At 71.3% G+C, this 23153-nt stretch carries 19 protein-coding genes and 1 tRNA gene; 16 read left to right on the forward strand and 4 right to left on the reverse strand.

Annotation, left to right across the window (positions count from 1 at the left end; genetic code table 11):
* Positions 1–20: 20 nt before the first annotated feature.
* Positions 21–692 (reverse strand): SACE_7040 family transcriptional regulator, encoded by a 672-nt coding sequence (locus tag ABZ693_RS26100; protein ID WP_359881815.1) that lies wholly within the window; start codon positions 690–692, stop codon positions 21–23.
* Positions 693–782: 90 nt separating this feature from the next.
* On the opposite strand from ABZ693_RS26100, the gene ABZ693_RS26105 reads away from it, so the two are divergent.
* From ABZ693_RS26105 to ABZ693_RS26120, 4 genes are all read left to right on the forward strand, one after another.
* Positions 783–2390 carry a carboxyl transferase domain-containing protein gene (locus ABZ693_RS26105; RefSeq protein WP_359881818.1) on the forward strand — a complete coding sequence of 536 codons (1608 nt, stop codon included), beginning with the start codon at positions 783–785 and terminating at the stop codon, positions 2388–2390.
* Between the two features lie 86 nt (positions 2391–2476).
* Positions 2477–4414 (forward strand): ATP-binding protein, encoded by a 1938-nt coding sequence (locus ABZ693_RS26110; protein ID WP_359881821.1) that lies wholly within the window; start codon positions 2477–2479, stop codon positions 4412–4414.
* Positions 4411–5370, forward strand: coding sequence for a hydroxymethylglutaryl-CoA lyase (locus tag ABZ693_RS26115; protein WP_359881823.1), 960 nt, complete (start codon positions 4411–4413; stop codon positions 5368–5370). Before ABZ693_RS26110 ends, ABZ693_RS26115 begins: the two co-directional genes overlap by 4 nt.
* 2 nt (positions 5371–5372) lie before the next feature.
* Entirely contained in the window at positions 5373–6533 is a 1161-nt protein-coding gene (locus ABZ693_RS26120; protein ID WP_359881826.1) for an acyl-CoA dehydrogenase family protein, read from the forward strand.
* A 79-nt stretch (positions 6534–6612) separates the two neighbouring features.
* On the opposite strand, the gene ABZ693_RS26125 is transcribed toward ABZ693_RS26120, so the two are convergent.
* The gene (locus tag ABZ693_RS26125; RefSeq protein ID WP_359881829.1) at positions 6613–6948 is read right to left on the reverse strand and encodes a hypothetical protein; all 336 of its coding nucleotides are present in this window, start codon (positions 6946–6948) and stop codon (positions 6613–6615) included.
* A gap of 268 nt (positions 6949–7216) precedes the next feature.
* Between ABZ693_RS26125 and ABZ693_RS26130 the strand changes: the two genes are divergently transcribed.
* From ABZ693_RS26130 to ABZ693_RS26145, 4 genes are all read left to right on the forward strand, one after another.
* A complete protein-coding gene (locus tag ABZ693_RS26130; protein ID WP_359881832.1) occupies positions 7217–8272 on the forward strand; it encodes an ABC transporter substrate-binding protein in 1056 nt (351 codons plus the stop codon).
* A 3-nt stretch (positions 8273–8275) separates the two neighbouring features.
* Positions 8276–9121: a siderophore-interacting protein gene (locus ABZ693_RS26135; protein WP_359881835.1), complete on the forward strand. Its 846-nt coding sequence runs from the start codon at positions 8276–8278 to the stop codon at positions 9119–9121.
* Between the two features lie 142 nt (positions 9122–9263).
* On the forward strand, positions 9264–10706 hold the full coding sequence (locus tag ABZ693_RS26140) for a pyridoxal phosphate-dependent decarboxylase family protein (protein WP_359881838.1): 1443 nt from the start codon (positions 9264–9266) through the stop codon (positions 10704–10706).
* Positions 10693–11976 (forward strand): lysine N(6)-hydroxylase/L-ornithine N(5)-oxygenase family protein, encoded by a 1284-nt coding sequence (locus ABZ693_RS26145; RefSeq protein ID WP_359881840.1) that lies wholly within the window; start codon positions 10693–10695, stop codon positions 11974–11976. The genes ABZ693_RS26140 and ABZ693_RS26145 overlap by 14 nt, the downstream gene beginning before the upstream one ends.
* A gap of 14 nt (positions 11977–11990) precedes the next feature.
* Here ABZ693_RS26145 and ABZ693_RS26150 read toward each other — a convergent pair whose 3' ends face one another.
* Entirely contained in the window at positions 11991–13199 is a 1209-nt protein-coding gene (locus ABZ693_RS26150; RefSeq protein ID WP_359881842.1) for an RNA-guided endonuclease InsQ/TnpB family protein, read from the reverse strand.
* A gap of 130 nt (positions 13200–13329) precedes the next feature.
* On the opposite strand from ABZ693_RS26150, the gene ABZ693_RS26155 reads away from it, so the two are divergent.
* The 3 genes from ABZ693_RS26155 to glmS all read left to right on the forward strand — a co-directional run bounded on the left by ABZ693_RS26155 (position 13330) and on the right by glmS (position 18133).
* Positions 13330–15717: a GNAT family N-acetyltransferase gene (locus ABZ693_RS26155; protein WP_359881845.1), complete on the forward strand. Its 2388-nt coding sequence runs from the start codon at positions 13330–13332 to the stop codon at positions 15715–15717.
* 266 nt (positions 15718–15983) lie between these two features.
* On the forward strand, positions 15984–16259 hold the full coding sequence (locus ABZ693_RS26160) for a hypothetical protein (RefSeq protein ID WP_359881847.1): 276 nt from the start codon (positions 15984–15986) through the stop codon (positions 16257–16259).
* Between the two features lie 56 nt (positions 16260–16315).
* Positions 16316–18133, forward strand: a complete 1818-nt coding sequence (glmS, locus tag ABZ693_RS26165) for a glutamine--fructose-6-phosphate transaminase (isomerizing) (protein WP_359881850.1) — start codon at positions 16316–16318, stop codon at positions 18131–18133.
* Between the two features lie 295 nt (positions 18134–18428).
* Here the strand turns inward: glmS and ABZ693_RS26170 are convergent, their stop codons facing one another.
* Complete coding sequence (locus tag ABZ693_RS26170) at positions 18429–18950, reverse strand: universal stress protein (RefSeq protein ID WP_359881853.1); 522 nt, start codon at positions 18948–18950, stop codon at positions 18429–18431.
* Between the two features lie 997 nt (positions 18951–19947).
* On the opposite strand from ABZ693_RS26170, the gene ABZ693_RS26175 reads away from it, so the two are divergent.
* The 5 genes from ABZ693_RS26175 to ABZ693_RS26195 all read left to right on the forward strand — a co-directional run bounded on the left by ABZ693_RS26175 (position 19948) and on the right by ABZ693_RS26195 (position 23006).
* Complete coding sequence (locus tag ABZ693_RS26175; RefSeq protein ID WP_359881856.1) at positions 19948–21168, forward strand: helix-turn-helix domain-containing protein; 1221 nt, start codon at positions 19948–19950, stop codon at positions 21166–21168.
* Between the two features lie 127 nt (positions 21169–21295).
* Positions 21296–21898, forward strand: coding sequence for an oligoribonuclease (gene orn / locus ABZ693_RS26180; protein WP_359881859.1), 603 nt, complete (start codon positions 21296–21298; stop codon positions 21896–21898).
* A 194-nt stretch (positions 21899–22092) separates the two neighbouring features.
* Positions 22093–22165, forward strand: a tRNA-His gene (locus ABZ693_RS26185).
* A 150-nt stretch (positions 22166–22315) separates the two neighbouring features.
* On the forward strand, positions 22316–22522 hold the full coding sequence (locus tag ABZ693_RS26190; protein ID WP_359881862.1) for a hypothetical protein: 207 nt from the start codon (positions 22316–22318) through the stop codon (positions 22520–22522).
* Between the two features lie 121 nt (positions 22523–22643).
* Entirely contained in the window at positions 22644–23006 is a 363-nt protein-coding gene (locus tag ABZ693_RS26195; protein WP_359881864.1) for a hypothetical protein, read from the forward strand.
* The last annotated feature ends 147 nt before the right edge of the window (positions 23007–23153 follow it).

Raw genomic sequence — 23153 nt, forward strand, 5'->3', positions numbered from 1 at the left:
CCACCCGAACCCGCGCCCCCCTACCCCAGCGCCGACAACGCCCCGTGCGCCAGCCCGCTCAGCAGCGCCTCCATCTCCGCCCTCCCCAGCGGCCCCCCGAGCCGCGGCGTCGAGTTCAGCAGCCCGAACACCGCGTGCACCGCCGCCCGCGCCTCCGACTCCCCCGCCGCCGGATACAGCTCGCGCACGACCGCCACCCACAGCTCGACGTACTGCCGCTGGAGCTGCCGTACCCGCTTGCGGTCCTCGTGCTTCAGCCGGTCGAGTTCGCGGTCGTGGAGGGTGATGAGGGGCCGGTCGTCGAGGGCGAAGTCGATGTGGCCGTCGATGAGGGAGCCGAGCAGGGCGTGCGGGTCGCCGGCGCAGGCGGCGGCGCGGAGCCGGCCGCCGTCGAGGAGGCGTTCGCTGATGCCGACGAGCAGTTCGGCGAGCATCGCGTCCTTGCCGGGGAAGTGGCGGTAGAGCCCGGGGCCGCTGATGCCGACCGCGGCTCCTATCTCGTCGACGCCCACGCCGTGGAAGCCGCGCTCGGCGAAGAGACGGGCGGCTTCGCGGAGGATCTGCTCGCGCCGCGTCGGCGCGTCGGTCCGCGTGGGGGTCGTGGACGGAGCGGTCGCGGAGGGCGCGGTCGCGGACGGCGGAGGCGAGGACTGCGAGGCCGGGGGCTGCGCGGGCGGGGGCGGCGGGGTCATGAAATCGATTCTAGACAACCCGGTTAGCGGTCGTTAACCTGGCGGGTAGATGACGTTAACGCTCATTAACCGAGCAGAGGAGCTCGTGGAATGCAGCAGGCACCTGTGCTGACGAGCGCGGCCGACCCCGCGTCCGCGGCCTGGCAGGCCAACGAGGCGGCGCACCAGGAATTGGTCGCCACCCTCCGCGCCAAACTGGCCGCGGCCGCGCTCGGCGGCGGCGAGAAGTCCCGCGCCCGGCACACCGCGCGGGGCAAGCTGCTGCCGCGCGACCGCGTGGACACGCTCCTCGACCCGGGCTCGCCCTTCCTGGAGCTGGCCCCGCTCGCGGCGAACGGCATGTACGGCGACCAGGCCCCGGCGGCCGGGGTGATCGCCGGCATCGGCCGGGTCAGCGGGCGCGAGTGCGTGATCGTCGCCAACGACGCGACGGTCAAGGGCGGCACGTACTACCCGATGACGGTGAAGAAGCACCTGCGGGCGCAGGAAGTGGCGCTGGAGAACCGTCTCCCCTGCCTCTACCTGGTCGACTCGGGCGGCGCCTTCCTGCCGATGCAGGACGAGGTCTTCCCGGACCGCGAGCACTTCGGCCGGATCTTCTTCAACCAGGCCCGGATGTCCAGCGCCGGCATCCCGCAGATCGCGGCCGTGATGGGCTCGTGCACGGCGGGCGGCGCGTACGTCCCGGCGATGAGCGACGAAGCCGTGATCGTCCGCGACCAGGGCACGATCTTCCTCGGCGGACCGCCGCTGGTGAAGGCCGCGACCGGCGAGGTCGTGACGGCCGAGGAGCTGGGCGGCGGCGAGGTCCACTCGCGGATCTCCGGCGTCACCGACCACCTGGCCGAGGACGACGCCCACGCGCTGCGCATCGTCCGCAACATCGTCGCCACGCTCCCCGAGCGCGGCCCGCTGCCGTGGAAGGTCGAGCCGGCCGAGGAGCCGAAGGCCGACCCCTACGGGCTGTACGGGGCGGTGCCGGTCGACTCGCGTACGCCGTACGACGTGCGCGAGGTGATCGCCCGGGTCGTGGACGGCTCGCGTTTCCAGGAGTTCAAGTCCGAGTACGGGCAGACGCTGGTCACGGGCTTCGCCCGGATCCACGGCCACCCGGTCGGCATCGTCGCCAACAACGGCATCCTGTTCGCCGAGTCCGCCCAGAAGGGCGCGCACTTCATCGAGCTGTGCGACCAGCGCGGCATCCCGCTGGTGTTCCTGCAGAACATCACCGGCTTCATGGTCGGCAAGGCGTACGAGCACGGCGGCATCGCGAAGCACGGCGCGAAGATGGTGACGGCCGTCGCCACCACGCGCGTGCCGAAGCTGACGGTGGTCGTCGGCGGTTCGTACGGCGCGGGCAACTACTCGATGTGCGGCCGGGCGTACTCGCCGCGCTTCCTGTGGATGTGGCCGAACGCCAAGATCTCGGTGATGGGCGGCGAGCAGGCCGCGTCCGTCCTCGCGACGGTCAAGCGCGACCAGCTCGGGGACGCGTGGAGCGCCGAGGAGGAAGAGGCGTTCAAGGCGCCGATCCGCGAGCAGTACGAGACGCAGGGCAACGCCTACTACGCGTCGGCCCGGCTGTGGGACGACGGGGTCATCGACCCCCTGGAGACCCGGCAGGTGCTGGGTCTGGCCCTGACCGCGTGCGCCAACGCGCCACTGGGCGACCCCCAGTTCGGCGTCTTCCGGATGTAAGGGGCACCGACACCATGCAGAAGACGACGCAAGCGCAGGCCCCAGGGCACGCGACGCAAGCGACCACACGGGAGAAGACGCCGGCCATGTTCGACACCGTCCTCGTCGCCAACCGGGGCGAGATCGCCGTCCGCGTCATCCGTACGCTGCGCGCGATGGGCGTGCGGTCGGTGGCCGTGTACAGCGACGCGGACGCCGACGCCCGGCACGTACGGGAGGCGGACACGGCGGTACGGATCGGTCCGGCCCCGGCCTCGGAGTCGTACCTCTCCGTCCCCGCCCTGCTCGACGCGGCCCGCCGCACCGGCGCGCAGGCCGTCCACCCGGGCTACGGCTTCCTCGCCGAGAACGCCGGTTTCGCGCGGGCGTGCGCGGAGGCGGGCCTGGTCTTCATCGGGCCGTCGGCCGACGCGATCGCGCTGATGGGCGACAAGATCCGGGCGAAGGACACGGTGAAGACGGCCGGTGTGCCGGTCGTCCCCGGCGCCGCCGACCCGGAGATCGTCGAGGCCGCCCGCGAACTGGGCGCCCCGGTCCTGCTGAAGCCCAGCGCGGGCGGCGGCGGCAAGGGCATGCGCCTGGTGCGCGACCTGGCCGTCCTGGAGGAGGAGATCGCGGCGGCGCGGCGCGAGGCGCGGTCCTCGTTCGGCGACGACACGCTGCTCGTGGAGCGGTGGATCGACCGGCCCCGGCACATCGAGATCCAGGTCCTCGCGGACGCGCACGGCAACGTGGTGCACCTGGGCGAGCGCGAGTGCTCGCTGCAGCGCCGCCACCAGAAGATCATCGAGGAGGCGCCGAGCGTCCTGCTGACCCCGGAGATCCGGGCGGCGATGGGCGCGGCGGCGGTGGAGGCCGCGCGGTCCTGCGGCTATGTGGGCGCGGGCACGGTCGAGTTCATCGTGCCGGGCGTCGACCCCGCCTCGTACTACTTCATGGAGATGAACACCCGTCTCCAGGTCGAGCACCCGGTCACGGAGCTCATCACCGGCCTGGACCTGGTGGAGTGGCAGCTGCGGGTGGCGGCCGGCGAGCCGCTGGGCTTCGGGCAGGACGACGTACGCCTGGACGGCTGGGCGATCGAGGCGCGCATCTGCGCCGAGGACCCGTCGCGCGGTTTCCTGCCGTCCGGCGGTACGGTCCTCGCGCTCGACGAGCCGCACGGCGAGGGCGTCCGGACGGACTCCGGTCTCGCCGAGGGCACCGAGGTCTCGTCGCTGTACGACCCGATGCTGTCGAAGGTCATCGTGCACGGTCCGGACCGGGCGACGGCGCTGCGCAAGCTGCGTGCCGCGCTCGCCGGGACGGTCACCCTCGGCGTCCCGACGAACGCCGGCTTCCTGCGGCGGCTGCTCGCCCACCCGGACGTGGTCGCGGGCGATCTGGACACGGGTCTGGTCGAGCGCGAGGCGGAGGGGCTGGTTCCGGACGGCGTTCCGGAGGAGGTGTACGCGGCGGCCGCCGCCGTACGGGTCGCGGAGCTGGCACCGGCGCCCGCCGCCGACGGCTGGACGGACCCGTTCGCGGTGCCGAGCGGCTGGCGGCTCGGCGGCACCCCGAAGCCGCTCGCGCTGCCGCTGCGGGTGCCGGGCGCGGAGCCCGTCACCGTCGAGGCGCCGCGCACGGCCTCCCGGGTGACGGACCGCTCGGTCACCGTCACCGTGGACGGGATCGCCCACCGCTTCCGCCGGGCCGGCGACTGGCTCGGCCGCGACGGCGACTCCTGGCACGTCATGGACCATGACCCGGTCGCCGCCGCGCTGTCCGGCGCCCGGCACGGCGGCGCCGACACGCTGGCCGCGCCGATGCCCGGCACCGTGACCGTGGTCAAGGTCGCGGTCGGCGACGAGGTGGCCGCCGGTCAGAGCCTGCTGGTGGTGGAGGCGATGAAGATGGAGCACGTCATCTCCGCGCCGCACGCCGGCACCGTCACCGAGCTGGACGTCTCGCCCGGCACGACCGTCGCCATGGACCAGATCCTGGCCGTGGTGACCCCGCTGGAGCAGAAGGAGGACGCCTCATGACCACCGAAGGCCCCGCCGGGCTTCCGATGACCGTCCCCGCGACCGATCTGCCGGAACGGGTCCGGATCCACGAGGTCGGTCCGCGCGACGGTCTGCAGAACGAGAAGACGACCGTCCCGACCGAGGTGAAGGCCGAGTTCATCCGGCGGCTCGCCGCCGCCGGCCTGGGCACGGTCGAGGCGACCAGCTTCGTGCACCCCAAGTGGGTGCCCCAACTCGCCGACGCCGAGCAGCTGTTCCCGCAGGTGAAGGACCTGTCGGCCAAGGCCGTACGCCTGCCCGTGCTGGTCCCGAACGAGCGCGGCCTGGACCGCGCGCTCGCCCTCGGCGCCCACGAGGTCGCCGTCTTCGCGTCCGCCACCGAGTCCTTCGCCAAGGCCAACCTCAACCGGACCGTCGACGAGTCGCTCGCGATGTTCGCGCCGGTCGTGGCCCGCGCCAAGGAGGCCGGGCTGCGGGTCCGCGGGTACGTCTCGATGTGCTTCGGCGACCCCTGGGAAGGCGCCGTGCCGCTGCACCAGGTGGCACGGGTGTGCACCGCGCTGCGCGCGATGGGCTGCGACGAGCTGAGCCTCGGCGACACCATCGGCGTGGCCACCCCCGGCCACGTCCTCGAACTGCTCTCCCTGCTCAACGAGGAGGGCGTCCCGACGCCCGCCCTCGCCGTGCACTTCCACGACACCTACGGACAGGCGCTGGCCAACGCGTACGCGGCCCTGGAGCACGGTGTCACCGTCTTCGACGCGTCCGCCGGCGGCCTCGGCGGCTGCCCGTACGCCAAGTCCGCGACCGGGAACCTCGCCACCGAGGACCTGGTGTGGATGCTCCGCGGTCTCGGCATCGAGACCGGGGTCGACCTGGCCGCCCTCACCGCCACGAGCGTGTGGATGGCCGACCACCTGGGCCGCCCGAGCCCGTCCCGTACCGTTCGCGCGCTCTCCCGCAAGGAGTCCTGAGCATGTCCCTCGACCACCGGCTCTCCGAAGAGCACGAGGAACTCCGCCGTACCGTGGAGGAGTTCGCCCACGACGTCGTCGCCCCGAAGATCGGCGACTACTACGAGCGGCACGAGTTCCCGTACGAGATCGTCGCCGAGATGGGCCGCATGGGCCTGTTCGGCCTGCCGTTCCCCGAGGAGTACGGCGGCATGGGCGGCGACTACCTGGCGCTCGGCATCGCCCTGGAGGAGCTGGCGCGGGTCGACTCGTCCGTCGCCATCACCCTGGAGGCGGGCGTCTCGCTGGGCGCCATGCCCGTGTACCGCTTCGGCACCGAGGAGCAGAAGCGCGCGTGGCTGCCGAAGCTGTGCGCCGGCGAGATGCTGGGCGCGTTCGGCCTGACCGAGCCGGGCGCCGGCTCGGACGCGGGCGGCTCCCGGACGACCGCCGTCCGCGACGGCGACGAGTGGGTCATCAACGGCTCGAAGTGCTTCATCACCAACTCCGGTACGGACATCACCGGCCTGGTGACGGTCACGGCGGTCACCGGCCGCAAGCCCGACGGCCGGCCGCGGATCTCCTCGATCATCGTCCCGTCCGGCACCCCCGGCTTCACGGTCGCCGCCCCGTACTCGAAGGTCGGCTGGAACGCCTCCGACACCCGTGAGCTGTCCTTCTCCGACGTGCGCGTGCCGGTGGAGAACCTGCTGGGCGAGGAGGGCCGCGGCTACGCGCAGTTCCTGCGCATCCTGGACGAGGGCCGGATCGCGATCGCGGCGCTCGCCACGGGTCTCGCGCAGGGCTGTGTCGACGAGTCGGTGAAGTACGCGAAGGAACGGCACTCCTTCGGCCGGCCGATCGCCGAGTACCAGGCCATCCAGTTCAAGATCGCCGACATGGAGATGCGCGCCCATATGGCCCGCGTCGGCTGGCGCGACGCGGCCTCACGGCTGGTCAACGGCGAGCCGTTCAAGAAGGAGGCGGCGATGGCGAAGCTGTACTCGTCGACGATCGCCGTCGACAACGCCCGCGAGGCCACCCAGGTCCACGGCGGCTACGGCTTCATGAACGAGTACCCGGTGGCCCGCATGTGGCGCGACTCCAAGATCCTGGAGATCGGCGAGGGCACGAGCGAGGTGCAGCGGATGCTGATCGCCCGGGAGCTGGGCCTCGGGGCCTGATCCCTCTCACATCCGTACGGGGGCGGGGCGCGCGGCCGAGGCCGGGCGCCCCGCCCCTTTTCACGCGGTCACACCGGGGTCACGGGGAGAGCGGCACGAGCGTCAGGTACGGCACCAGGGGCGCCACGGCGCAGAGCGTCCAGTAGGGCGCGGGCCTGGCCGGCCATCCGGCGGCGGTCATCCTGCGCGACATCCAGGTGTTCAGCAGTCCCCAGACCAGGCCGAAGAGCGTGAGCACCGGGACGAGGATGACGAGCCAGAGCCACATGCCGTCGTTCTCGGTCGGTTCACGCTGGGTCCAACCCAGTTCCGCCAGCGGCCCGTTGGCCATCACGTACCAGACGAGAAAACACGGCACGACACCCGGCACCCCGAGCAGCAGGTTCACTCCCCCGGCCACCGCCAGCCTCTTCATCGTTTCCCCTCCGCCACGCCACGACCCCGGCCGCCGCCTCCCGGCACGGGAGTCCGCAGGCTACTGGGTGGACGTGCCGCCGGCCTCGCTCGCCCCGGGGATGCGGACACCCTGACCCAAGGTCAACCCCAAGGGTGATCCGGCGCACTTCCCCCTTCGCCGCCGCACGGGGTCCGGGAACCCGGATCTTCCCGCCTGGGTAAGGTTAGGCTAACCTCATCCGGACTTACCCAGGCCGTTCCCCGGCACGCACGAAAGCGACTTCGCCATGCCCCGATCCGCCCGAGCCACCTCTCTCACCCGTCGCGGACTGCTCGCCGCGGGCGGCGCCGTCGGGCTCGGCGCCGCGCTCGCCGCCTGCGGGGGCGGCGACGGGAAGGTAGCCGGGAAATCCGCCGCCGCGAGCGGCGGCAAGGGCGGCGCCTGGAGCTTCACGGACGACCGGGGCTCCAAGGTCGCGCTCGCCGCGACCCCGAAGAACATCGTCGCCTTCACCGGCACGGCCGCCGCGCTCAAGGACTTCGGCGTCGAGGTGAAGGGCGTCTTCGGCCCGACCACGGTCAAGGACCCGAAGACCGGCGCGGTGACGCCGGACGTGCAGGCCGGCGACCTCGACATCGCCAAGGTCACCGTCATCGGCAACGTCTGGGGCGAGTTCAGGATCGAGGAGTACCTCAAGCTGAACCCCGATGTCCTCGTCACCGACATGTGGGAGAAGGGCGCCCTCTGGTACGTGCCGGAGGAGCAGAAGGACAAGATCCTCAAGATCGCCCCGACCGTCGCCCTGTGGGCCGCCGGGAAGTCGATGCCCACCGTGCTCCAGCGCCACGCCGACCTCGCCGGCTCGCTCGGCGCCGATGTGGCGAGCGCGCGGATCAAGGCCGACAAGGCCCGCTTCGAGGCCGCGGCGGAACGGGTCCGCAAGGCGGCCAAGGCGAGGAAGGGCATCAAGGTCCTCATCGGCTCCGGCTCGCCGGACACCTTCTACGTCTCCACCCCGGTCCGCCCCACCGACACGCTCTTCTTCCAGGAGCTGGGCGTCGACCTCGTCGTGCCCGACAAGCTGGACCCCTCGGGCTGGTTCGAGCTGCTGAGCTGGGAGAACGTCGACAAGTACCAGGCCGACGTCATCCTGCTCGACAACCGCACCTCCGCCCTCCAGCCCGAGGCACTGAAGGCGAAGCCGACCTGGGCCGCGCTGCCCGCCGTCAAGGCCGGCCAGGTCTTCCCGCGCGTGACCGAGCCCGTCTACTCGTACGCCAAGTGCGCCCCGCTCCTGGAGGACCTGGCGAAGGCCCTGGAGAACGCGAAGAAGGTGGCCTGACCCATGACGGACGCCGAGACCGCCCCGTTCCGCTTCTTCTCCCTCCAGGTCGACCGGACGCGGCGGCTCGGCCCGTCGCTGGTCCGCGTCACCTTCACCGGCGAGGAGTCGAAGAGTTTCCGCTCGGGCGGGCGCGACCAGTCGCTCTCCCTCTTCCTGCCGCACCCCGGGCAGGACGCGCCGGTCCTGCCACCGCTCGACACCCCGGATCTGTACGCGGTCCTGGGCGCCTGGCGCGCCCTGCCGCACGACGAGCGGGCGGTGATGCGCTCGTACACCGTCCGCGCCCAGCGCACCGCGCCGGACGGGACGGCGGAGATCGACATCGACTTCGCGATCCACGAGGACGGCGGCCCCGCCTGCCGCTGGGCCGAGGCCGCCCGCCCCGGGGACCGGGTGGTCGTCCTGGGTCCGGCCGTGGCCGAGAACACCGGCGTGCGGTTCCGACTCCCCGCCGACGCCGACTCCGTGGTGATCTGGGGCGACGAGACCGCCCTGCCGGCCGTCGCCGGGATCCTGGAGTGGCTGCCCGCCGGGCTGCCCGCCCGAGTGTTCCTCGAAGTGCCGTACCCGGACGACAGGCTGGAGCTCGAGACGGCGGCCGATGCCGCCGTCACCTGGCTGGTACGCGCCGAGGGAGCGCCGTCCGCCGTGGCGGCGGTCGCCGCCGAAGAGTTGCCGGGCTCCGCTCCGTACGTCTGGATCGCGGGCGAATCCGGCTCGGTGAAGGCACTGCGCCGCCACTTCGTCGGCGAACGCGGACTCGACCGCCGCCGGGTCACCTTCGTCGGCTACTGGCGCCGCGGCCTGTCGGAGGACGCCCTGCGCGAAGTCCCCGACGAGGCCTAGCACTTTCGGACCGCACCCCCCTTCCACACCCCCGCACAGCCCCTCGATTCCTTTCGGGTCGGGGGGCTTTCGCGTGCTCGAAGTTAAGTTAGGCTAACCTAACTTTCACTGACCGAGTCCGCTCCCGGAAGGGCCTTCCCCCATGCGTTCCCATCTGCTCAACGCCACCACGGCGGCGGCCTACCGACACTCCGTCACCGAAGGAGCCGAGCGGGTGGCACGCCGACTCGCCACCGCCCAGGGGCCGTTCAGCGGCATCACGCCCGCCGCGCTCGCGCCCGCCGTCGACGCCGTCGACCTCGACCGGCCGCTCGGCGACCTCACCGCCGCCCTCGACGAGCTGGAGGACGTCTACCTGCGCGACGCGGTCTACTTCCACCACCCCCGCTACCTGGCGCACCTCAACTGTCCGGTCGTGCTGCCCGCCGTCGCCGCCGAGGCCGTCCTGTCCGCCGTCAACTCCTCCCTCGACACCTGGGACCAGAGCGCCGGCGGCACCCTGATCGAGCGCCGCCTGATCGACTGGACGGCCGGCCGGATCGGCTTCGGGCCGGGCGCCGACGGGGTGTTCACCAGCGGCGGCAGCCAGTCCAACCTCCAGGCCCTGCTGCTCGCCCGCGAGGAGGCCGGCGCCGTGGCCCCGTCCCGGCTGCGGATCTTCGCCTCGGCCTGCGGGCACTTCAGCGTCCAGAAGTCGGCCACCCTGCTCGGCCTCGGCCCGGACGCCGTCGTCTCCGTCCCCGTCGACCGCGAGCGGCGCATGCAGTCGGTGGTGCTCGCCGCCGAACTGGCCGCCTGCCGCGCCGAGGGCCTGATCCCCATGGCGATCGTCGCCACCGCCGGCACCACCGACTTCGGCTCCATCGACCCGCTGCCCGAGATCGCCGCGCTGGCCGCCGAGTACGGCGCCTGGATGCACGTCGACGCCGCGTACGGCTGCGGGCTGCTCGTCTCGCCGACCCGCCGGCACCTCCTCGACGGCATCGAGCGCGCCGACTCGGTGACCGTCGACTTCCACAAGTCCTTCTTCCAGCCGGTGAGTTCGTCCGCCGTGCTGGTGCGCGACGGGGCCACGCTGCGGCACGCCACCTACCACGCGGACTACCTCAACCCGCGCCGCCCGGCCACCGCCGAGCATCTCCCCAACCAGGTCGACAAGTCCCTCCAGACCACCCGCCGCTTCGACGCCCTCAAACTGTGGATGACCCTGCGCGTCATGGGCGCCGAGGGCGTCGGCACGCTCTTCGACGAGGTCTGCGCGCTGGCCCGGGAGGGGCACACGCTGCTCGCCGCCGACCCGCGCTTCGAGGTCGTCACCGAGCCGAGCCTGTCCACCCTCGTCTTCCGCTTCCTGCCGGAGTCGGACGCGCCCGACGAGGCCGTCGACCGCGCCAACCTCCACGCCCGCCAGGCCCTGTTCGCCTCCGGCGAGGCCGTCGTCGCCGGCACCAAGGTCGACGGCCGCCCGTACCTGAAGTTCACCCTGCTCAACCCCGAGACCACCACGGCCGACCTCGCCGCCGTCCTCGATCTGATCGCCGGCCACGCCGCGCAGTACCTGGGAGAGAACCTTGTCCACGCCTGAGACGACCGCCCCCTACGACTTCATCGGCATCGGCCTCGGCCCCTTCAACCTGGGTCTCGCCTGCCTCACCGAGCCGATCGACGCCCTCGACGGCCTCTTCCTGGAGTCCAAGCCGGACTTCGAGTGGCACTCCGGCATGTTCCTGGACGGCGCCCACCTCCAGACGCCGTTCCTGTCGGACCTCGTCACCCTCGCCGACCCGACCTCCCCGTACTCCTTCCTCAACTACCTGAAGGAGAAGGGCCGGATCTACTCGTTCTACATCCGCGAGAACTTCTACCCGCTGCGCACCGAGTACAACGACTACTGCCGCTGGGCCGCCGCGCGGCTCTCCTCGGTCCGCTTCAACACCACTGTCACCACCGTCACGTTCGACGAGTCCGCCGAGCTGTACGTGGTGACCACCGACTCCGGCACGACGTACCGCGCCCGCCGCCTCGTCCTCGGCACCGGCACCTCGCCGCACGTCCCCGAGCCCTGCCGAGACCTCGGCGGCGACGTCACGCACACCTCGCGCTACCTGCGGAACCGCGACGCCCTGCTGAAGAAGAAGTCGATCACCCTGGTCGGCAGCGGCCAGAGCGCCGCCGAGATCTACCACGACCTGCTCGGCGGCATCCACGAGCACGGTTACCGGCTGAACTGGGTGACCCGCTCGCCCCGCTTCTTCCCCCTCGAATACACCAAGCTCACCCTGGAGATGACCTCCCCCGAGTACGTGGACTACTTCCACGCGCTCCCCGAGGACACCCGCTACCGGCTGGAGCGGGAGCAGAAGGGCCTGTTCAAGGGCATCGACGGGGCGCTGGTCGACGCCATCTTCGACCTGCTCTACCAGCGGAACGCCGACGGCCCCGTCCCCACCCGGCTGCTCACCAACTCCGCGCTTACCTCAGCCCGTTACGACGCCGAAGCGGGCACGTACGCCCTCGGCTTCCGCCAGGAGGAGCAGGAGAAGGACTTCACCCTGGACAGCGAGGGCCTGATCCTCGCCACCGGGTACGCGTACGAGACCCCCGCCTTCCTCGCGCCGATCGCCGACCGGCTGCGCCGGGACACGCGCGGACGCTTCGACCTCGCCCGCAACTACGCGATCGACGTCACCGGCCACGGCGTCTACCTCCAGAACGCCGGCACCCACACCCACTCGGTGACCTCACCCGACCTGGGCATGGGCCCGTACCGCAACGCCACCCTCATCGCCGACATGCTCGGCGCCCCGTACTACCCGGTCGAGAAGACCATCGCGTTCCAGGAGTTCGGCATTTGACTTCGCCCCCTCGCCTATGGGCGGGGGGTTCCAGCGGTCGCCCGCTGGGGTTCCTGCTTCACCGACGACAGCCCCGTCCGGGAGGACTCCCGTTGAGGTCTTACACCGTCTCCACAGGCAGACGCCGCCAGCCCGGCGGCCAGGATGTTGCGTGCCGCGTTCACGTCGCGGTCGTGCACCACGCCGCAGTCGCATGTCCACTCACGGACGTTCAGAGGCATCTTCGACGCGATCGTGCCGCAGGCTCCGCACAGCTTCGAGCTGGGGAACCAGCGGTCGATCACGACAAGTTCACGCCCATACCAGGCGCACTTGTACTCCAGCATGGAGCGCAGCTCCGTCCACGACGCGTCGGAGATGGCGCGCGCGAGCGTGCCGTTCTTCAGCAGATTGCGGACGGTGAGGTCCTCGATCACGACCGTTTGGTTCTCACGGACGAGTCGAGTCGACAGTTTGTGCAGGAAGTCGCGGCGCCGGTCGGCGATCCGCGCATGAACCTTGGCGACCTTGCGTCGGGCCTTCTCCCGATTCGCCGAGCCCTTCGCCTTCCGCGACATCTCCCGCTGCGCCTTGGCAAGGCGTACGCGGTCACACCGCTCATGCCTGGGGTTGGCGATCTTCTCCCCGGTCGACAGGGTCACCAGGGATGTAATGCCCGCGTCGATGCCGACAGCCGCACCGGTGGCCGGAGCCGGGACGATGGAGTCCTCGCACAGCAGGGACACGAACCAGCGGCCCGCGCTGTCACGGGAGACGGTCGCCGTCGTCGGCACCACGCCCTCGGGCAGGGGACGCGACCAGCGGATATCCAACGGCGCGGACATCTTCGCCAGCGTCAGCCGCCCATCACGCCACGTGAACGCGCTGCGGGTGTACTCGGCCGACGCCCCCGACTTCTTCCGGCTCTTGAAGCGCGGGTACTTCGCACGCCTGGCGAAGAAGTTACCGAACGCCGTCTGGAGATGACGCAATGCCTGCTGGAGGGGGACGGAGGACACCTCCGCCAGGAATGCGAGCTCCTCGGTCTTCTTCCACTGTGTCAGTGCGGCAGATGACTGCACATAGGAAATCCGGCGCTGCTCGCCGAACCAGGCCCGCGTGCGCTCCTCCAACGCCTTGTTGTACACCAAGCGCACGCAGCCGAACGTGCGCGACAGCTCAGCCGCCTGCCCGTCCGTGGGGTAAAAGCGGTACCTGAAAGCCCGCTTAACCAACTGCGCCATACCTCACACACTATCAAATTCCATGTGAGCTACGGGTGTCGAACGCCGACCGCGCACCCCACCCGCCCCTGACCTGCTCCGCAGGACAGCACTCCCCCGGCCGGAAGACCGGGGTATCCACGAAGGAGTCATGATGACCGCCCCCGACGCCATACGCGTCCGTCCCCTCGACCCCGCCCGGGACGCCGCGCTCGTCCACGGCTGGGTCACCCACCCCAAGGCCGTCTTCTGGATGATGGGGGACGCGTCGGTCCAGGACGTCGAGGACGCCTACGCGGAGATCGCCGCGCACCCGCACCACGACGCCTTCCTCGGCTACGTGGACGGCGAACCCGCCTTCCTCATGGAGCGCTACGACCCCGCACAGGTCGAACTCACCGGCCTGTACCCGCCGTTGCCCGGTGACGTCGGCATGCACTTCCTCGTCGCACCCTCCGACACGCCCGTGCACGGCTTCACCCGCCGGGTCATCACCGGCGTGATGCGCGCGCTGTTCGCCGACCCGGCCACCGCCCGGGTGGTCGTCGAGCCCGATGTCGGCAACACCGCCGTGCACGCCCTCAACGCGGCCGTCGGGTTCGTGCCCGAGCGGGAGATCGACAAGCCGGAGAAGCGGGCGCTGCTCAGCTTCTGCACCCGCGCCGCCTTCGAGGCCGCGACCGGGAGCACCACCGTCGCCGCGGCCACGAACATCCCCGGGACGACGGAGGCCGCCCCGGCCCTCCGCACGCACGCCGCCCTGCCGGCCGCCGACGCCGTCGCGCACCTCACCCCCGCCCGCTGGGCCGATGCCACCCGGGCGCTGATCCGCAAGGCGCTCGCCGAGTTCGCCCACGAGCGGCTGCTGACCCCGCGCGCACGGCCCGACGGGGGCTACGAGATCGCGAGCGACGACGACCGCACGACGTACCGCTTCACCGCCGACCGCTACGCCCTCGACCACTGGCAGGTCCACCCCGAGTCGATCACCCGTCATCGCGAGGGCCGCGAACTCCCCCTGGACGCCCTGGCGTTCGTCACCGAGCTGCGCGGCGCGCTCGGCCTGTCCGACGCGGTCCTGCCGGTGTACCTGGAGGAGATCTCCGCCACCCTCGCCGGTACGGCCTTCAAGGCGACCAAGCCGCCGGTCGCCGCCGCCGAGCTGGCCCGGTCCGGCTTCCAGGACATCGAGACCGGGATGACCGAGGGCCACCCCTGCTTCGTCGCCAACAACGGGCGGCTCGGCTTCGGCATCGACGAGTACCGCGCGTACGCCCCCGAGGCCGCCGCGCCCGTCCACCTCGTCTGGCTGGCCGCGCACCGCGACCGGACCACCTTCACCGCCGGGGACGGCCTCGACTACGAGAGCTTCGTCCGCGCCGAGCTGGGAGACCCGGCCGTCGACGGCTTCGCCGCCACGCTCGCCGCCCGCGGCCTGGACCTCGCCGACTACCTGCTCGTGCCGGTGCACCCCTGGCAGTGGTGGAACAAGCTGAGCGTCACGTTCGCCGCCGAGGTCGCGCAGGAACGCCTGGTGTACCTGGGCGAGGGCGCCGACGCGTATCTGGCCCAGCAGTCCATCCGTACCTTCTTCAACTCTTCCGACCCGGCGAAGCACTATGTGAAGACGGCCCTGTCCGTCCTCAACATGGGCTTCATGCGCGGCCTCTCGGCCGCCTACATGGCGGCCACTCCCGCCATCAACGACTGGCTGGCCGGGCTGATCGCGGCCGACCCGGTGTTCACCGCGGCCCGGTTCTCGATCATCCGCGAGCGGGCGGCCGTCGGCTACCGGCATCTGGAGTACGAGGCGGCCACCGACCGCTACTCCCCCTACCGCAAGATGCTCGCCGCGCTGTGGCGCGAGTCGCCGGTGGCCTCCCTCGGCGCGGGCGAGCGGCTCGCCACCATGGCCTCGCTGCTGCACACCGACGGGGCGGGCGCGTCCTTCGCGGGCGCGCTGATCAAGGACTCGGGGCTCGCCCCGGCCGACTGGCTGCGCCGCTACCTCGACGCCTATCTGCTGCCGGTGCTGCACAGCTTCTACGCGTACGACCTGGCGTACATGCCGCACGGCGAGAACGTGATCCTGGTCCTGGACGAGCGCGGCACGGTGGTCCGGGCGGTCTTCAAGGACATCGCCGAGGAGATCGTGGTCATGGACCCGGACGCGGCGCTGCCGCCGGCGGTGGAGCGGATCCGCGCCGACGTCCCCGAGGACATGCGCCTCCTCTCCGTCTTCACCGACGTCTTCGACTGCTTCTTCCGCTTCCTGGGCGCCGGCCTGGCGGCCGAGGGCGCACTCGCCGAGGACGACTTCTGGCGGACGGTCGCCGCGTGCGTCCGGGAGTACCAGGCGTCCCGCCCCGAACTGTCCGACCGCTTCGAGCGGTACGACATGTTCGCGCCCGCCTTCGCGCTGTCCGCCCTCAACCGGCTCCAGCTGCGCGACAACCGCCAGATGGTGGACCTGGCGGACCCGTCGGGAGCGCTGCAGCTGGTCGGCGAGCTGGAGAACCCGATCGCGCGGTTCGCCTGACCCCATAAGAAGAATCGACAAGACCCGGGCGCGGGTCCCGGCGGAGTACGGTCCTCCGCCGGGACCCGCGCCCGTCCGCGTCCGCGCGCGTGATCCGCCACGGTCGACGCCCCGCGTCCGCTTGCTCACCCTCCGTATCCCTGGCGCCCCTCCGACGATCAAGGTTTAGACCAATCGGCCGGTTCAGGGGTGTGATCATGGCCGCACTTGCCCGATATCGGGCAAGATTCTTGCATCGCTCCTCCGTCACGCCGCAAGATTCACGGGTGCTCGAACGCCGACCGTCGCACGACGACCTCATCGACCATCTGGTCCGCAGCACCGCGCTCCGCCGCGGTGAGGCCGCCCGGGTGGTGCTCGACGTGCTGGCGTACTTCGACGAGTCGACGGAGGAGTTCGTACGGCGCCGCCATCGCGAGCTCCAGGCCGGCGGTTCCGTGAACGCGCAGATCTTCGAACGGATCGCTTCCGAACTGCCGCACCGCGCCGTGGCGCCACCGGAGCTCTCCCTCCGGCAGCTGCGCCGCATCGTCTACGGCTAAGACCGGCTGGGAAGCGGCCGAGCACCACCACCACACTTTGGAGGGTCAACACTCGTATGTGCGGAATCGTCGGTTACATCGGCAAGCGTGACGTCGCCCCCCTGCTGCTCGAAGGACTGCAGCGCCTGGAGTACCGGGGTTACGACTCCGCCGGCATCGTCGTCACCAGCCCCAAGGCCGCCGGCCTGAAGATGGTCAAGGCCAAGGGCCGGGTCCGCGACCTGGAGGCCCGGGTCCCCAAGCGCTTCGCGGGCACCACCGGCATCGCGCACACCCGCTGGGCCACCCACGGCGCCCCGAGCGACGTCAACGCCCACCCGCACCTCGACCCCGAGAACAAGGTCGCCGTCGTCCACAACGGCATCGTCGACAACGCGGCCGAGCTGCGCGTCCGCCTGGAGGCCGAGGGCGTCGTCTTCGCGTCCGAGACCGACACCGAGGTCATCACCCACCTCATCGCCCGCTCCCAGGCCGACACCCTGGAGGAGAAGGTCCGCGAGGCGCTGGCCCGCATCGAGGGCACGTACGGCATCGCCGTCATGCACGCCGACTTCAACGACCGCATCGTGGTGGCCCGCAACGGCTCCCCGGTCGTCCTCGGCATCGGCGAGAAGGAGATGTTCGTCGCCTCCGACGTCGCCGCCCTGGTCGCCCACACCCGCCAGGTCGTCACCCTCGACGACGGCGAGATGGCCACCCTCAAGGCCGACGACTTCCGCACGTACACCACGACCGGCGCGTCCACCCAGGCCACGCCCGAGACCGTGGAGTGGGAGGCCGCCTCGTACGACATGGGCGGCCACGACACGTACATGCACAAGGAGATCTCCGAGCAGCCCGACGCGGTCGACCGCGTGCTGCGCGGCCGGATCGACGACCGCTTCTCCACCGTGCACCTCGGCGGCCTGAACCTGGACGCCCGCGAGGCCCGCTCCATCCGCCGCATCAAGATCCTCGGCTGCGGCACCTCGTACCACGCCGGTCTCATCGGCGCCGGTCTCATCGAGGGCATGGCCCGCATCCCGGCCGACGCCGAGCCGGCCTCCGAGTTCCGCTACCGCAACCCGGTCGTCGACCCCGACACCCTCTACATCGCGGTCTCCCAGTCCGGCGAGACGTACGACGTGCTCGCCGCCGTCCAGGAGCTGAAGCGCAAGGGCGCCCGGGTCCTCGGCGTCGTCAACGTGGTCGGCTCCGCGATCGCCCGCGAGGCGGACGGCGGCATGTACGTGCACGCCGGCCCCGAGGTCTGCGTCGTCTCCACCAAGTGCTTCACCAACACCGTCGTCGCCTTCGCGCTCCTCGCGCTGCACCTCGGCCGGATCCGCGACCTGTCCGTCACCGACGGCAAGCGGATCATCGAGGGCCTGCGCCGGCTGCCCGGCCAGATCGAGGAGATCCTCAAGAGCGAGGACGAGATCAAGCAGCTGGCCAAGCAGTACGCGGACGCGCAGTCGATGATGTTCATCGGCCGTGTCCGGGGCTACCCGGTCGCCCTGGAGGCTTCCCTCAAGCTGAAGGAGATCTCCTACATCCACGCCGAGGCCTACCCGGCCTCCGAGCTGAAGCACGGCCCGCTGGCCCTCATCGAGCCGGCCCTGCCGACGGTCGCGATCGTCCCCGACGACGACCTGCTGGAGAAGAACCGCGCCGCCCTGGAGGAGATCAAGGCCCGCAGCGGCCCGATCCTCGCCGTCGCGCACCAGCCGCAGGAGAAGGCCGACCACACCATCGTCGTGCCGAAGAACGAGGACGAGCTGGACCCCATCCTCATGGGCATCCCGCTGCAGCTCCTCGCCTACCACACGGCGCTCGCCATGGGCCGCGACATCGACAAGCCGCGGAACCTGGCCAAGTCCGTCACGGTCGAGTAGCGGGGCCGTCCGGGCCTGTCCCCCGGACCCCCGCCCGCGGGCCTGTCCCCCGCGGTCGGCCGGACACGGCGGAGCCCCCGCGCATCCCAGGTGCGCGGGGGCTCCGCGCTTTGCCTTCACGGCAGCCGCGAGGCTTACGGGGTGTCAGGTCCCCATCCGGGAGGGCGTGTTGGGCCGGACGGGGGCACGCCCGGCCGCACCCGAGGGCCATACGGGCTCACGGGGCGGCACCGGTCGGTCGGCGGCTGTTCCGGGCGGTCCTGGTGCTGATGGACGCTCACAGGCACTCGTGGCACTACGGGATGACGATGACGGGACGCTGGGCGCGGCGCGCCAGGCGGCCGGCGACCGAGCCGAAGATGCGCCCGACGATGCCGTGCGTGGATCCGACGACGATGGCGTCCGCCGCGTACTCCCGCCCGACCTCCTCGAGTTCGTGGCAGATGTCCCCGCCCCGCTCGACGAGGATCCAGGGCACCTCGGACAGGTGCTCGGCACAGGCGAGTTCGAGGCCGAGCACCTCGGTCCGGTGGTCCGGCACGTCCACGAACACGGGTGGTTCGCAGCCGGCCCACACGGTGGTGGGGAGTCGGTTGGCCACGTGCACGATGATCAGGCCGGAACCCGATCTACGGGCCATGCCGATGGCGTACGCGAGGGCGCGTTCACTGGATGTCGAGCCGTCGAAACCCACGACGACTCCGTGCCGGAAGGCCGGATCGCAGGCATGACGGGGCTGTTCCACCGCGAGGGGGTCGACCGTGGAATCGGCGACGCGCTTGCGGTCCGCGGGTTCGGGGAATTCGTGACCGGCCATCGGTGTCTCGGCGAAGAGAGTCCTCTGAGGAGGAACGGAAAGGACGGGGAGCGGAACAACGGTTGGCGGCGGAGCTGTGTCCGGGAATCATCTTCCCAAGCCCATACCCCCAAGGGTACGGCGGCACTCCTCTCGTGCCCAGGTACGCCACCGGGAGCGTTCGTACGGTTCCAGGGAGCATGCACGAGGCCCTTGCCCTAGCGCAATGCCGGAAAGTCCCTCTCCGTATCCGTTCGGCCCCCGATCGGCCCTCGCACGCGGCCGGTGCGGGCCGCGCGCGAGGTGAACGGAGTCTTCCGTTCCCCATTTGCCCAGGTCAGCGCCTTCTCCTCCGCGCGCGGCCGCCTCCCCGCCGTCACCCCTCGGCCGTCAGCTCGACGTCCACCCGGCTCCGCACGCGTCAGCCGGGACGGTGACGTCCGTCCGCGCGCCGTCCGGGCTCCCCGGCGTGCGCCGCCCGGCCCGAGTGGTGCGCGGGGCGCTCGCCGGCGCGCGCCAAGGAGGTCGGGTCCCAGCCGATTCCCGCCCGCGCCAGGCCCGCCCCGAGCGCCCCGTCGCGCCTCCACGAGCCCGCGCCCGGACCTCTTTCCTCTCGCTCTTCCACCGCCGTCGTCCGGCGCCACAGCCGCCACTCGCCGGTAACCTCGCACCGCCACACGCCTACGGCACGGTAACCACCCGGGGAGTTGACAGGCTCGTACAGCCGACCCCGTACGTTTTCGGCCAACTTCCAAAGATCGGCCATTCCGTGGCCGAAGAGCGGTCAACCCGCATTCCCCCAGGCGTGACCGCCCCCGGGCGCGCCATACGATCGAACGCTTCGCGCCAAGTTGTCATGTCGACAATGTGCCGGAAGGAGAAGTTGTCACGACGGCGCCACGGGACACAGTAGATTCGATCATGGGTACCGAAGACTGGGGTCTCGCGCAAAACCAAGGGGAAACGTGGCAATCCGACACGACCAGGGAGACGCCAACACCGAGGGGGGCTTAGCGTCATGAGCCAGGACTCCGCCGCACCGGAGGCGGCGGTACGGAAGCTGTCCGGGCGCCGCCGTCGCGAAGTCGTCGCGGTACTGCTGTTCAGCGGTGGCCCTATCTTCGAGAGCTCCATTCCGCTCTCCGTGTTCGGCATCGACCGCCAGGACGCGGGAGTTCCGCGCTACCGGCTGCTCGTCTGCGCCGGCGAAGAGGGTCCCCTGCGGACCACGGGCGGACTCGAACTCTCCGCGCCCTACGGCCTGGAGGCGATCAGCCGCGCCGGCACCGTCGTCGTGCCGGCCTGGCGCTCGATCACCTCGCCGCCGCCGCCGGAGGCGCTCGACGCGCTCCGCCGGGCGCACGAGGAGGGAGCACGCATCGTCGGTCTGTGCACCGGCGCGTTCGTGCTCGCCGCCGCCGGGCTGCTCGACGGCCGCCCGGCCACCACGCACTGGATGTACGCGCCGACGCTCGCCAAGCGCTACCCGTCGGTCCACGTGGACCCGCGGGAGCTGTTCGTCGACGACGGGGACGTACTGACCTCGGCCGGCACCGCGGCCGGAATCGACCTGTGTCTGCACATCGTGCGGACCGACCACGGCACGGAGGCCGCGGGCGCCCTGGCGCGCCGGCTGGTCGTCCCGCCGCGGCGCAGTGGCGGTCAGGAGCGCTACCTCGACAGGTCTTTACCTGAGGAGATCGGCGCCGACCCGCTCGCCGAGGTCGTCGCCTGGGCACTGGAGCACCTCCACGAGCAGTTCGACGTGGAGACGCTGGCGGCGCGCGCGTACATGTCACGGCGGACGTTCGACCGCCGTTTCCGCTCGCTGACCGGTTCGGCCCCGCTCCAGTGGCTGATCACCCAGCGGGTGCTCCAGGCCCAGCGGCTCCTGGAGACCTCCGACTACTCGGTCGACGAGGTCGCCGGACGCTGCGGGTTCCGCTCGCCGGTGGCCCTGCGCGGGCACTTCCGGCGCCAGCTGGGCTCGTCGCCGGCCGCGTACCGGGCCGCGTACCGGGCCCGGCGTCCGCAGGGTGACGGCGGTACGGCGCTGCTCGACGCCGCCATCCCGGTGCAGGCCCAGGTACCGGCCCAGGCGCAGGGGGGGATGCAGCTCCAGGCGGGTCCGCCGCCGATGCTGCGCCGCCCCGGCGGGCCGCTGGAGCCGGGCAAGCCCGTACCGGACCCGTTCGGGCCCGGCCGCCCGGCCCTGCCGGGCCAGCGCAGCGCCCCGTAGAAAGGGGCGCGCGGGCGGAGCCGACGGCCGGAATGGCCGGATCCGCTGTGTTCGACCGACCGAAGGGCTTCCCGGGATCGTCTCCCGGGAGGCCCTTCGGCCGTCTCGCGGTCATAAGGTAGGACGCATGAACGATCGCATGGTGTGGATCGACTGCGAGATGACCGGGCTCTCGCTGACGGACGACGCACTCATCGAGGTGGCCGCACTGGTCACCGACTCGGAACTGAACGTGCTCGGCGAAGGTGTGGACGTCGTGATCCGCCCGCCGGACGCGGCCCTGGAGACCATGCCGGAGATCGTGCGCGAGATGCACACGAAGTCCGGCCTGCTCGACGCGCTCGCCGGCGGCACCACGCTCGCCGACGCGGAGGCCCAGGTCCTCGCGTACATCCGCGAGCACGTCAAGGAGGCCGGGAAGGCCCCGCTGTGCGGAAACTCGGTCTCCACGGACCGCGGCTTCCTCGCACGGGACATGCCCGCCCTGGAGGGGCACCTCCACTACCGGATCGTCGATGTCTCCTCGATCAAGGAACTGGCCCGCCGCTGGTACCCGAGGGCGTACTTCAACAGTCCGGAGAAGAACGGCAACCACCGGGCCCTCGCCGACATCCGCGACTCCATCGCGGAACTGCGCTACTACCGCGAGGCGGTCTTCGTCCCGCAGCCCGGCCCCGACTCGGAGACCGCGAAGAAGATCGCGGCCCGCCACGTCATCCCGGCCGAATAGCCGCCAAGGGGCGTCCCCGCATCCCGGGGACGCCCCTGCTCGCACCCCCGCCCGAGCCCTCCGGAACCCTGCCGGACCCCCGTCAAACCTCCGCCGGAACCCCGCTCGGAAAACGTGTGCGCGAGCACCCCCAAAAACCCTGTAGACTTCTTCTCGGCCGGTCAGGGAAGCCCTCGGGCAACAGACCGGACATGGTGGGTGTAGCTCAGCTGGTAGAGCACCTGGTTGTGGTCCAGGATGCCGCGGGTTCGAGTCCCGTCACTCACCCTGAAGGCCGAGGGCCGGTTCGCGAAAGCGGACCGGCCCTCGGTCGTTTTCCACTCCTCCGGCCGATCGGCCGACATCTCACCCAGATCCACTGCCGCATGAAACATGTGACGCGCACCACACTGCCGGGTTCGAACCCCCGGAGGGCCTGTGTCCCGAGACCGACGCTGCCCCACCTGCCGTATCACCGCCTCCGCCACCGCCAGCGGCCCCACTGCCATCGTCGCCGACGTGAACGGCCAGGACGTCTACGCCTGCGCCACCCACCGGGCCGACCACGCCGGTCCGGCCGACGACCCGCTCGTGCCCCTCGCCCAGCTCCAGGACATGGCCCGACACCGGCCCGTACGGCAATGAATCCCGGACCGCCCCGGTCGGACTCCGCCCCGGCCGGGGCTCCTGCCCGCTCATGTCGCCCGTGTGAGTGATCGGGCAGGTTCACCACCACGGGGACGGGACTGTGCGTCAACCTGATGCCATGCGGCCTCAGCGTTTCTCCGACCTCATGCTCGACCTCGCCAAGAACGAGCCCACCGCCAGCCGCGTGCAGACCCTCACCAAGGCCGGAGACACCGAGCACCCGTTCGGTCTGACCATCACCTTGGCGAGCGGCGAGAGCCGGTGGCAGTTCACCGGTCAGCTCCCTGGCGAGGCGTGGCTCGTGGCTGTCCTCGCCACCGCGGAGTGCCCCGAGATCAAGACGATCGAGCGATGGTCCACCCGCGCCACGACAGGCGGCCGGAAGGGCCTCACCGCCACCTTCCACAACGGCGTCCGGATCTTCGCCCGTCAGTCGCAGACCCCGCGCGCGGCGCGGGACTTGACTCTCACACCTGTGTGAGGCTTTAGCGTCCGCTGCATGACAACCGACGCGCTCACTCTTCCTCAGCTCGACGTCCACGTGCAGGGCAGCGGCCCCGCGCTTCTGCTCGCCCACGGCGCCGGGGGCGGCATCCAGGGCAACTTCGGTCTCGTCCTCGACGACCTC

The sequence above is a fragment of the Streptomyces laurentii genome, assembly GCF_040635425.1.
Taxonomy (GTDB): Bacteria; Actinomycetota; Actinomycetes; order Streptomycetales; family Streptomycetaceae; genus Streptomyces; species Streptomyces laurentii.